Below are 12040 nucleotides of genomic sequence, written 5' to 3'. Positions count from 1 at the left end.
CAATTTCTTCTGATCTTTGCCAAGGCCCTGCTGAGCAGGGCCTTTTTCGTTTTCCCGGAAAATCCTCTAGATCGCTGATCAAGCGTCAATGCCTTTGCCCCGTTACCTCTTTCGAGGGTAATGGAGTGACGTGATCTATTGCTGAGGAGCCAGAGTCTGCCAATTCCGTTTGACGCGCACTGTTTTGATCAGGTCCCGCTCCCTACAATCCGTCCACATCTTGAGCTCATCACGTCAAGGAGGACGAATGACGGGGCTCTTCACCCCTATCGCTCCGGATCACGCCCATGATCTGGCAGCCGCGGTACTCACTGATGACAACCGCATCATCGTGTTCGTCATCGCGGGCGTAGCCCTGGCCGCGCTCGTCGTCGCGCAGATCCTGGTCCGCCAGGTCCTCGCCGCCGACGAGGGCACCGACAACATGAAGAAGATCGCCGCAGCCGTGCAGGAAGGCGCCAACGCCTATCTCGGCCGCCAGTTGCGCACCCTCGGCGTCTTCGCCGTGGTGGTCTTCTTCCTGCTCTTCCTGCTCCCCGCCGACGACTGGACGCAGCGGGCGGGACGTTCCGCCTTCTTCCTCGTCGGGGCCATCTTCTCGGCCGCCACCGGCTACATCGGCATGCGCCTCGCGGTCCGCGCCAACGTCCGCGTCGCCGCGGCCGCCCGCGAGGCCACTCCCGCCGAGGGCGAACCCGCCAAGGACCTGACCGCCGTGGCCCACAAGGCCATGAAGATCGCCTTCCGCACCGGTGGCGTGGTCGGCATGTTCACGGTCGGCCTGGGCCTGCTCGGCGCTTCCTGCGTCGTCCTGGTCTACGCCGCGGACGCCCCCAAGGTCCTCGAGGGCTTCGGTCTCGGCGCCGCCCTGATCGCGATGTTCATGCGCGTGGGCGGCGGCATCTTCACCAAGGCCGCCGACGTCGGCGCCGACCTGGTCGGCAAGGTCGAACAGGGCATTCCGGAGGACGATCCGCGCAATGCCGCGACCATCGCCGACAATGTGGGCGACAACGTCGGCGACTGCGCGGGGATGGCGGCCGACCTCTTCGAGTCCTACGCCGTCACCCTCGTGGCCGCGCTCATCCTCGGCAAGGCCGCCTTCGGCGACCTGGGCCTGGCCTTCCCGCTGATCGTGCCCGCCATCGGCGTCATCACCGCCATGATCGGCATCTTCGCGGTCGCCCCGCGCCGCTCCGACCGCAGCGGCATGACCGCGATCAACCGGGGCTTCTTCATCTCCGCCGTGATCTCCCTCGTGCTCGTGGCCATCGCCGTCTACAGCTACCTCCCGGCCACCTACAAGGAGCTCGTCGGCGTCGAGGACGCCGCCATCGCCAACCACAGCGGGGACCCGCGCGTCCTGGCCGTCGTCGCCGTCGCCATCGGCATCGTGCTCGCGGCCCTGATCCAGCAGCTGACCGGCTACTTCACCGAGACGAACCGCCGCCCCGTCCGGGACATCGGCAAGTCCTCGCTGACGGGCCCCGCCACCGTGGTCCTCGCCGGCATCTCCGTCGGTCTCGAGTCCGCCGTCTACACGGCGCTCCTCATCGGCCTCGGCGTCTACGGGGCCTTCCTGCTCGGCGGCACGTCGATCATGCTGGCGCTCTTCGCGGTGGCCCTGGCGGGCACCGGCCTGCTCACCACCGTCGGCGTCATCGTGGCCATGGACACCTTCGGCCCCGTCTCGGACAACGCGCAGGGCATCGCGGAGATGTCCGGCGACGTCGAGGGCGCGGGCGCCCAGGTCCTCACCGACCTGGACGCCGTCGGCAACACCACCAAGGCCATCACCAAGGGCATCGCCATCGCCACCGCGGTCCTCGCCGCGTCCGCGCTCTTCGGCTCGTACAACGACGCCATCACGGGCGCGGTGAAGGAGGTCGGAGCCAAGGCCGGGGAGATGAACCTCAGCCTCGACATCGCCCAGCCCAACAACCTCGTCGGCCTGATCCTCGGCGCGGCCGTCGTGTTCCTCTTCTCGGGCCTGGCCATCAACGCCGTCTCCCGTTCCGCGGGCGCCGTCGTCTACGAGGTGCGCCGCCAGTTCCGCGAGCACCCCGGGATCATGGACTACTCGGAGAAGCCCGAGTACGGCCGCGTTGTGGACATCTGCACCAAGGACGCGCTGCGGGAGCTCGCCACGCCCGGCCTGCTCGCCGTGCTGACCCCGATCGCGGTCGGTTTCACCCTCGGCGTCGGCGCGCTCGGCTCCTTCCTGGCGGGGGCCATCGGCACCGGCACCCTGATGGCGGTGTTCCTCGCCAACTCCGGCGGGGCGTGGGACAACGCGAAGAAGCTCGTCGAGGACGGCCACCACGGCGGCAAGGGCAGCGAGGCCCATGCCGCGGTCGTCATCGGCGACACCGTCGGCGACCCCTTCAAGGACACCGCCGGCCCGGCCATCAACCCGCTGCTGAAGGTCATGAACCTGGTGGCCCTGCTGATCGCCCCGGCGGTCGTGCAGTTCAGCTACGGCCCGGACACCAGCCCGGTGGTGCGGGCCGTCGTCGCGGTGATCGCCCTCACGGTGATCGTCGGCGCGGTGTACATCTCCAAGCGCCGCGGCATCGCCGTCGGCGACGACACGGGGAGCGCGAACGCCGAACGGGTGGCCCAGCCGGCCGGCCCGGCGGTGGTCTCCTGACGCTCCAGGGCCCCTGAGACCGGCTCCCGCGGTACTCGCGGGCCGGCCCGGCTCGAAGATGCGCCCGAACGGCGGACGGGCGGCGCGGACTGACGCGCCGTCCGTCCGCCTTTGCACGTGCGCTGTTGGCAGGCGTGTATCTTCCGGCCGAGAGCCTTCGAAGGGACCAATCCGGTGAACAAGAAGCTTGCGGCCGCGGTGTCCGGCGGTGCGGTACTGATGCTCGTCCTGTCCGGCTGCGGCGGCGGGGACGACGGCGACAAGAAGGCCGACGCCTGGGCCAAGAAGGTCTGCGACAAGTGGGAGCCAGAGCTCACCAAGATCAAGACGACCAACGACGAGCTGAAGCGGGTCGCCACCCAGAGCAGCAAGCCCGAGGAGGTACAGAAGACCGACTCGGCCGCCTTCCAGACCCTCTCCGACGCCTACAAGACCATGGGCGGCGCCCTGACGGCGGAGGGCGAACCCCCCGTCAAGGACGGCAAGGCTGCGGCGGATTCCGTGGTCAAGAGCTACGGCGAGATCTCCAAGCGCTACACCGATCTCAAGACGAAGATCGACGCGCTCGACCCCAAGGACCAGGGCAAGTTCGCGGACGGCCTCCAGGAGGTCGCCGGCGGACTCACCGAGGTCGCGGCGAACGAGACGGCGGCCAAGGAGAAGCTCAATTCGAGCGGACTCAAGGTGATCTACAGCCAGAAGGGCTGCCAGGTCACGACGCCCGCCAACGGCTGACCGGCGCGATTTCAGGCCACCCACGCGCCGCGCGCGCCGCGCGCGGCCGGGGCATCCCGCGCGGCCGGGGCCGGCCGTCTCCGGGCTCGCCGTGGCCGCGGCGGTCGAGCCGGCGGGTCCACGGCGCCGGCAGTTCGTGTCCCGCGCGCGGGGGCTCGTACGGATCGCCGGTCCCAGCGGCCACAATGGTCGGGTGAGTACCACCAGCCTTCCCAAGCCCGACCGCGCCGCCGAGCTCCGCGAGGCCTTCCTCGCCGCGGGATTCACCGCCGACGGACTGCTCGACCTGCTCGGAGCCCCCGCCTACGCCGCGCTGGCCCGCAGCGAGACGGTCCCCGCCCTGCGGGCCACCCGCGGGGCGGGTGACGAGGCGCTCGCGGCTCTGATCCGGCTGTTCCTGCTCCAGCAGCCGGAGCCGTACGTGCACGCCGCCGCCGCGCTGCCCGTCGAGGCCGCCGTCGCCGACGGCTGGCTGCGCCGGGAGGGCGACGAGGTCCACGCCACCGTCGACGTGCGCCCGTACGGCGGGCCCGACGGCGAGGACTGGTTCATCGTCTCGGACCTCGGCTGCGCGGTCGGCGGCGCCGGCGGGATCGGCAGCCGTGAGGAGGGCGTGGTGCTCGGCGTCGGCGGTGCCTCCACCACCCTGGCCGGGATCACCGTGCGCCTCCCCGTCGCCTCGGCGCTCGACCTCGGCACCGGATCCGGGATCCAGGCGCTGCACGCCGCCCACCACGCCACCCGGGTCACCGCGACCGACGTCAACCCGCGCGCCCTGGAATTCACCCGCTTGACGCTGGCGCTCTCCGGGGCGCCGCAGGCCGAACTGCTCGCCGGCTCGCTGTTCGAGCCCGTGGGCGAGGCCACGTACGACCTGATCGTGTCGAACCCGCCCTTCGTGATCTCGCCCGGCGCGCGGCTCACGTACCGGGACGGCGGCATGGGCGGTGACGACCTGTGCCGGACCCTGGTCCAGGAGGCGGGTGCCCACCTCAACCCGGGCGGGTACGCGCAGTTCCTCGGCAACTGGCAGCACGTGGAGGGGGAGGACTGGCGCGACCGGGTCCGCTCCTGGGTGCCGCGCGGCTGCGACGCCTGGATCGTGCAGCGTGACGTGCAGGACGTCACGCAGTACGCCGAGCTGTGGCTGCGCGACGCGGGCGACCACCGCGGCGACCCGGCCGAGTACGCGGCGCGGTACGAGGACTGGCTGGACGAGTTCGAGGCCCGCAAGACCAAGGCCGTCGGCTTCGGCTGGATCACGCTGCGCCGCTCGGACGCGGCCGAGCCCTCGATCGTGATCGAGGAGTGGCCGCACTCGGTGGAGCAGCCGCTCGGCGACACCGTCCTCGCGCACTTCGCCCGCCAGGACTACCTGCGCGACCACGACGACGCGGCCCTGCTGGCGGGGTACTTCCAGCTGACCGCGGAGGTCGTCCAGGAGCAGGTCGGCGCGCCGGGCGCGGAGGACCCCGAGCACGTGGTGCTGCGGCAGAACCGGGGGATGCGCCGCGCCACCAAGGTGGACACGGTCGGCGCGGGCTTCGCCGGGGTGTGTGACGGCTCACTCAGCGCGGGCCGGATCCTCGACGCGATCGCGCAGCTGGTGGAGGAGGACCCGGTCGTCCTGCGGGACCGGACTCCGGAGGCGATCCGGATGCTGGTGGAGCAGGGGTTCCTGGAGCCCGTGCAGGGTCCCGCCCGGTAGCCGGCGGCCCTCCGGCACCGTGATGTAACCCGGGGTTCGCCCGCCGTACCCCCTCGGCTGGCAGGCTCCCGGGCAGCGGGGATCCGGGGGGATCCCCGGGCGGCCCGGGGGAAAAGGGGAACGGCATGGAACGCGGTCCGGCGGTCTTCGCGGCGGCCGTGTTCCTGCTGTTCGGGGCCGCTCTGCTGGCCTGGACCGGGGCGCGGACCCGGCACGGCGCGCCGGTGGCCGAAGGCGTGCGCCCCGGGGTGGCCGTACCGGTGGCCGTACTGGCCGGGGCGGGCTCCGTGGCCCTCGGCGTCTGGTGTCTCCAGCGGTTCTGAAGCGGGCGCCGGGGACGATCTCCGCCGGGGTGCGAAACCCGACGTCGAGACGGGTTCCGGTGCGGGGCCAGACGGCCCCCCGGCCACCCCGCCCGGTGACCGCGAGGGTCCCGGCGCGGCATCCGGGCGGCAGAAATGGCACTTGTCGGGTTACCGTTCGAGTGGCCGTTGCGGGCTTCTGCCGTTTGACACGGGGGCGGGTTGTACCGTCACACTCCGCAGCGTCGCCGTACCGCGACCGAGTGCCGACCGGAGAGAAGAGCCAAGTTGTCCCCGACTAGCGAGACCGCAAAGGGCGGCCGCCGACTCGTCATCGTCGAGTCCCCTGCCAAGGCGAAGACGATCAAGGGCTACCTCGGCCCGGGATACGTCGTCGAGGCGAGCGTCGGGCACATTCGCGACCTCCCCAACGGCGCGGCCGAGGTCCCCGACAAGTACACAGGTGAGGTCCGCCGTCTCGGCGTGGACGTCGAACACGACTTCCAGCCGATCTACGTCGTCAACGCGGACAAGAAGGCGCAGGTCAGGAAGCTCAAGGACCTGCTCGCCGAGTCCGACGAACTCTTCCTCGCCACCGATGAGGACCGCGAGGGCGAAGCCATCGCGTGGCACCTCCAGGAAGTCCTCAAGCCCAAGGTCCCCGTCCACCGGATGGTCTTCCACGAGATCACCAAGGACGCGATCCGCGACGCCGTCGCCAACCCGCGCGAGCTGAACCAGCGGATGGTCGACGCCCAGGAGACCCGCCGCATCCTCGACCGCCTCTACGGCTACGAGGTCTCGCCGGTCCTGTGGAAGAAGGTCATGCCGCGGCTGTCGGCCGGCCGCGTCCAGTCCGTGGCCACCCGCCTCGTCGTCGAGCGCGAGCGCGAGCGCATCGCCTTCCGCTCGGCCGAGTACTGGGACCTGACCGGAACCTTCGGCACCGGCCGCGCCGGTGACGCGTCCGACCCGTCGACGCTGGTCGCCCGCCTGAACGCGGTGGACGGCAAGCGCGTCGCGCAGGGCCGTGACTTCGGCGCGAACGGGCAGCTCAAGAGCGAGGTGCTGCACCTCGACGAGACCGGTGCGCGGGCGCTCGCAGCCGCGCTGGCCGAGACCTCGTTCGCCGTCCGCTCGGTCGAGTCCAAGCCGTACCGCCGCTCCCCGTACGCCCCGTTCCGCACGACGACGCTCCAGCAGGAGGCCTCGCGCAAGCTCGGCTTCGGCGCGAAGGCGACGATGCAGGTGGCGCAGAAGCTGTACGAGAACGGCTTCATCACCTACATGCGTACGGACTCCACCACGCTCTCCGACACCGCGGTGACGGCGGCGAGGGCGCAGGTCACCCAGCTCTACGGGGCCGACTACCTGCCGGAGAAGCCGCGCGTCTACGCGGGCAAGGTCAAGAACGCGCAGGAGGCGCACGAGGCGATCCGGCCTTCAGGTGATCGTTTCCGCACCCCCGCCGAGACTGGTCTGACCGGCGACCAGTTCCGCCTGTACGAGCTCATCTGGAAGCGGACCGTCGCTTCGCAGATGAAGGACGCGACCGGCAACTCGGTGACCGTGAAGATCGGCGGCCGCGCCGCGGACGGGCGGGACGCCGAGTTCAGCGCCTCCGGCAAGACGATCACCTTCCACGGCTTCATGAAGGCGTACGTCGAGGGCGCGGACGACCCGAACGCCGAGCTCGACGACCGCGAGCGGCGGCTGCCGCAGGTCGCGGAGGGCGACGCGCTGACGGCCGAGGAGATCACCGCCGACGGCCACTCCACCAAGCCGCCGGCCCGCTACACCGAGGCCTCGCTGGTCAAGGAGCTGGAGGAGCGGGAGATCGGCCGCCCGTCGACGTACGCGTCGATCATCGGCACGATCCTCGACCGCGGCTACGTCTTCAAGAAGGGCACGGCGCTCGTGCCGTCCTTCCTGTCGTTCGCCGTGGTCAACCTGCTGGAGACGCACTTCGGGCGGCTCGTCGACTACGACTTCACCGCCAAGATGGAGGACGACCTCGACCGCATCGCGCGGGGCGAGGCCCAGTCCGTGCCGTGGCTGAAGCGCTTCTACTTCGGCTCGGAGGAGGCCTCGGAGGTCGTACCGGCCGACGGCGACCACCTCGGCGGCCTGAAGGAGCTGGTCACGGACCTCGGCGCGATCGACGCCCGGGAGATCTCCTCCTTCCCGGTCGGCGACGGCATCGTGCTGCGCGTCGGCCGCTACGGCCCGTACGTGGAGCGTGGCGAGAAGGACGCGGAGGGCCACCAGCGGGCCGACGTACCGGACGACCTGGCTCCGGACGAGCTGACGGTCGAGTACGCGCAGGAGCTGTTCGCGAAGCCGAGCGGCGAGTTCCAGCTCGGCACCGACCCGGTCAGCGGCAACGAGATCGTCGCCAAGGACGGCCGCTACGGGCCGTACGTCACGGAGATCCTGCCCGAGGGCACGCCCAAGACCGGCAAGAACGCGGTCAAGCCGCGGACGGCCTCCCTCTTCAAGTCGATGTCCCTGGACACGGTCACCCTCGACGACGCCCTCAAGCTGATGTCGCTGCCGCGCGTGGTCGGCACCGACGCCGAGGGCGTGGAGATCACCGCGCAGAACGGCCGCTACGGCCCGTACCTGAAGAAGGGCACGGACTCGCGGTCCCTGGAGACCGAGGACCAGCTGTTCTCGATCACCCTGGACGAGGCCCTGGCGATCTACGCGCAGCCGAAGCAGCGCGGCCGGGCCGCGGCCAAGCCGCCGCTGAAGGAACTGGGCACGGACCCGGTGAGCGAGAAGCCGGTCGTGGTCAAGGACGGCCGCTTCGGCCCGTACGTGACGGACGGCGAGACGAACGCGACGCTGCGGCGGGACGACGACGTCGAGACGATCACGCCGGAGCGGGGCTACGAGCTGCTCGCGGAGAAGCGGGCCAAGGGCCCGGCGAAGAAGACCGCGAAGAAGGCCCCGGCCAAGAAGGCCCCCGCGAAGAAGGCGACGGCGACGAAGACCGCCGCCGCGAAGAAGACCGCGGCGAAGAAGACGACGGCCGCGAAGGCGACGACGGCGACGGCGACGGCCAAGAAGGCGACCGCCGCCAAGAAGGCGACCGCCACGGCCAAGACGGCCGCGAAGAAGGCGGTGGCCGCCCCGGCGGACGAGTAGTCGCCGCCCGCATCCGGGCAGGCCGGGGGCCCCGCGCGATTGGCGCGGGGCCCTCGGCGTACCCGGCTCCCCGCCCGGTCCGCCCCTGCAGCCCGCGTCGGCGCGACGGCGGCGCGGACGCTGCCCGGGAGGTGGGTGACGGGTCACACCCGGCGTCGTCCACAGGCCTCCGCAGCGGCCGGGCGCAGCGGATAGGCTGGGCGGATGACGCGAGCCGAGCAGCCGACGGTCGTGACCGACTCCGACAACACCCCCTACGACGAAGCCCTGGCCGCGGATTCCCGCGAGCGAGCGGTGCGCGCCCTGCTGCGCACCCCCGGGCTGCGCCGGCTGTGGAGTGCCCAGCTGGTGAGCGGCATCGGTGACGCCCTCGCCCTGCTGGTCCTGGTGCTGCTGACCCTCCAGGCGGCCGTCACGGCCGGTACGGAGAGTCCCTTCGGCGGCGGCTACCGCGGCGCGGCGTTCGCCGTCGCCGCCGTGTTCGGGGTGCGGATCCTCGCCACCGTCCTGTTCGGCGCGGTCCTGCTGGGCCCGCTGGCCCAGCTCACCGCCCCCGGAGGCAAGCTGGACCGCCGCTGGACGATGGCCGGTGCCGACGCGCTGCGGATCGGGCTGTTCGTCGTCGCCCCGCTGTGGCTCGACTGGATCCCGGCGCACGCCACGACCGCCCTGCTGGCCACCGTGTTCCTCTCCGGCGCCGCCGAGCGGGTGTGGACGCTGGCCAAGGAGAGCGCCGCGCCCGCGCTGCTGCCGGCGCCGCCGCCGGAGGGGGCGACCGTACGGCCCCTCCCGGACCACCTCGACGCCCTGCGGCGGCTCACGCTGCGCACCGCCTTCGCGGCGATGCCCGTGGCGGCCGCCACGCTGCTCGCCGCGACCCTGATCGGGCGGGCGCTGGGCCTGGGCGTGGACTGGTTCGCCGCGAACCAGGCGGCGCTGGGCTCGTACGTCGCCGCCGGCCTGTTCGCCGCGTCCGTCTCACTGCTGGTGCCGCTGGCGGTGCCGGCGGTCAAGACCCCGAGGCCGCGATCCCCGCTGGAGGGCCTGCGGGCTCCCAGGGCGGGCGACCGGCCCGAGAAGGGCCGTACGGGCGCGATCCGGCTGCTCGTGGTGGCCTGCGCCGCCGTCGCCGCGGCCGTCGCCCTCGCCGCCTCCGTCTCCGTGCTGCACGCCTTCGACCTGGGCGGCGGCCCGTCCGCGTACGCCCTGCTGGTGCTCGCCCTCGTCGGCGGTACCGCCCTGGGGATCCGCGCCACCCAGGCAGGCAAGGTGCTGCCCGCGCTGTCGCGACGGCGGCTGCTGGCCCTGGCCATGGCGGTGACCGGCATCGCGCTGCTGCTGACCGGGCTGGTCCCGGACACGGCGACCGTCCTGTTCCTGGCGCTGCTCGCGGGCACCGCCGCGGGCGTGGCCGCCAACACCGGGCACACCCTGCTCGACCAGGAGACCGAGGAGTTCCGCCGGGCCCGGGTCACCGAGCACCTCCAGGCCGTGGTCCGGGTGGCCGTCGCCCTCGGGGCGGTCGCCGCCCCGCTGCTGGCCGCGGCGATCGGCCCGCACCGGCTGGGCGGGAGCCAGGTCGCCCTCGCGCACGGCGGCGCCGCCTACGCGCTGATGCTGGCCGGCGTGCTGCTGCTGCCCGTCGCGGTGGTGGTCCTCGCCAAGGCCGACGACCGCAAGGGCGTACCGCTGCGCCGCGACCTGCGCGAGGCGCTGCGCGGCGGGGAGCCCGTACAGGCCCCCGCCACGACCGGGTTCTTCATCGCCCTGGAGGGCGGCGACGGGGCCGGCAAGTCCACCCAGGTGCAGGCGCTGGCCGACTGGATACGGAGCAAGGGCCACGAGGTCGTCGTGACCCGGGAGCCCGGCGCCACCCCCGTCGGCAAGCGGCTCCGCTCGATCCTGCTGGACATCTCCTCCGCCGGGCTGTCGAACCGCGCCGAGGCCCTGCTGTACGCCGCCGACCGCGCGGAGCACGTCGACACGGTCGTCCGGCCCGCCCTGGAGCGCGGTGCGGTGGTCATCACCGACCGGTACATCGACTCCTCGGTGGCCTACCAGGGCGCCGGGCGCGACCTGTCCCCGACCGAGATCGCCCGCATCTCCCGCTGGGCCACCGGCGGTCTCGTGCCGAACCTGACCGTGCTGCTCGACGTGTCCCCGGAGACCGCCCGGGAGCGGTTCACGGAGGCGCCGGACCGGCTGGAGTCCGAGCCGACGGAGTTCCACCAGCGGGTGCGGGCCGGCTTCCTGACGCTCGCCGCGGCCGACCCCGGCCGCTACCTCGTGGTCGACGCCGGCCAGGACCCCGGCTCGGTGACCACCGTCGTACGCCACCGCCTGGACCGGATGCTCCCGCTCTCCGAGGCCGAGGTGGCCGCGCAGATCGAGGCCCGGCGGCTCGCGGAGGAGGAAGCCCGGCGCAGGGCCGAGGAGGAGGCCGCGCGCAAGGCGGAGGAAGCCCGGCTGAAGGCCGAGGAGGAGGCCCGGCTGGCCCGGGAGGCCGAGGAGGCCCGGCTGCGCGCCGAGGCCGAGGCGGCCCGCCGGGCGGAGGAGGAGCGGCTGAGGGCCGAGGAGGAGGCCCGGGCCCGGGCCGAGGCCGAGCGGCTGCGCGTACAGGCCGAGGAGCGGGCGCGCGCCGCCGAGCGGGAGAGGATCCGGCTCCAGGAGGCGGAGGAGGCCCGGCTGCGCGCCGAGGCCGAGGAGCGGCGGCTGGAGAAGCAGCGCCGCGCCGAGGAGGCCCTGCTCCGGGCGGAGGAGGCCCGCCGGCTCGCGGAGGCGTCGGCCGCCGCGGCCGCGGCCGCGCAGGCGCCCGCCGCTGCCCAGGCGCCCGCCGCGCGGGAGCCCGCCACGCCCGAGCCCGCCGCTGCCGAAGCGCCCGCGCCCAAGGTCGTGATGCGCAAGGAGCCCCTGCCGGACGAGGCCGTCACGGTCGAGACCCCGGTGGTCCGCCGGTTCGTGCAGCCCGACGACGTGACCCAGACCGTCCCGGTGCCCAAGATCGACCCGCGCGCCCCGCGTCCCGTGGACGAGACGGCGGTCCTGCCCCCCGTACGGCCCGACGGCCCCGCTCAGGACGCGGCCCGTCCCGACCCGTCCGAGCGGACCCGTCCGGCGGAGCGGCCGACGGCCCCGCACTCGCAGGAGGCCCCGGCCGACCGGGTGCCGCCGGGCATCTTCCGGGACTCCGGGAACGACGTGACCCGCGAGCTCCCCGTCGTCGGCGACGACGGCCGCGAGCGCCGGGCCCCGTCCGACTGGGCCGAGACCACCCCGATGGACGACCTGCCGACGCTGGCGGACGAGCTGCTGGGCCCGCGCCCCGACGACGAGGACGGGCACGACGGCCCGGGCGGCGGTCGGCCGCGCCGCCGCCGTCGCGGCTAGGAGCACGGTTCACGGTCCGTGATCGCGGACCATGAACGCGGGCGGGATTGTCAGTGGCGGGCGCCACAATGTGAGCAGGCAGTATCCACGGAGAGTGAAAGGCGGTGG

At 72.9% G+C, this 12040-nt stretch carries 6 protein-coding genes; all 6 read left to right on the top strand.

The features are described from left to right. The first annotated feature begins 247 nt into the window (after positions 1 to 247). Positions 248 to 2650, top strand: a complete 2403-nt coding sequence (locus tag ACZ51S_RS08690) for a sodium-translocating pyrophosphatase (protein ID WP_468476255.1) — start codon at positions 248 to 250, stop codon at positions 2648 to 2650. 174 nt (positions 2651 to 2824) lie between these two features. Further along, the gene (locus ACZ51S_RS08685) at positions 2825 to 3385 is read left to right on the top strand and encodes a small secreted protein (RefSeq protein ID WP_468163496.1); all 561 of its coding nucleotides are present in this window, start codon (positions 2825 to 2827) and stop codon (positions 3383 to 3385) included. Positions 3386 to 3578: 193 nt separating this feature from the next. Beyond that, positions 3579 to 5093, top strand: coding sequence for a DUF7059 domain-containing protein (locus ACZ51S_RS08680; protein ID WP_468801200.1), 1515 nt, complete (start codon positions 3579 to 3581; stop codon positions 5091 to 5093). Positions 5094 to 5218: 125 nt separating this feature from the next. Then, positions 5219 to 5416 carry a hypothetical protein gene (locus tag ACZ51S_RS08675; RefSeq protein WP_468960271.1) on the top strand — a complete coding sequence of 66 codons (198 nt, stop codon included), beginning with the start codon at positions 5219 to 5221 and terminating at the stop codon, positions 5414 to 5416. A 267-nt stretch (positions 5417 to 5683) separates the two neighbouring features. Beyond that, complete coding sequence (gene topA, locus ACZ51S_RS08670) at positions 5684 to 8545, top strand: type I DNA topoisomerase (protein WP_468960269.1); 2862 nt, start codon at positions 5684 to 5686, stop codon at positions 8543 to 8545. 204 nt (positions 8546 to 8749) lie between these two features. Then, a complete protein-coding gene (gene tmk / locus ACZ51S_RS08665) occupies positions 8750 to 11932 on the top strand; it encodes a dTMP kinase (protein ID WP_468960266.1) in 3183 nt (1060 codons plus the stop codon). Positions 11933 to 12040: the final 108 nt, after the last annotated feature.

It is taken from the genome of Streptomyces sp. NPDC034043 (genome assembly GCF_055575675.1).
This window is presented reverse-complemented; position numbering and strand designations above follow the sequence as displayed.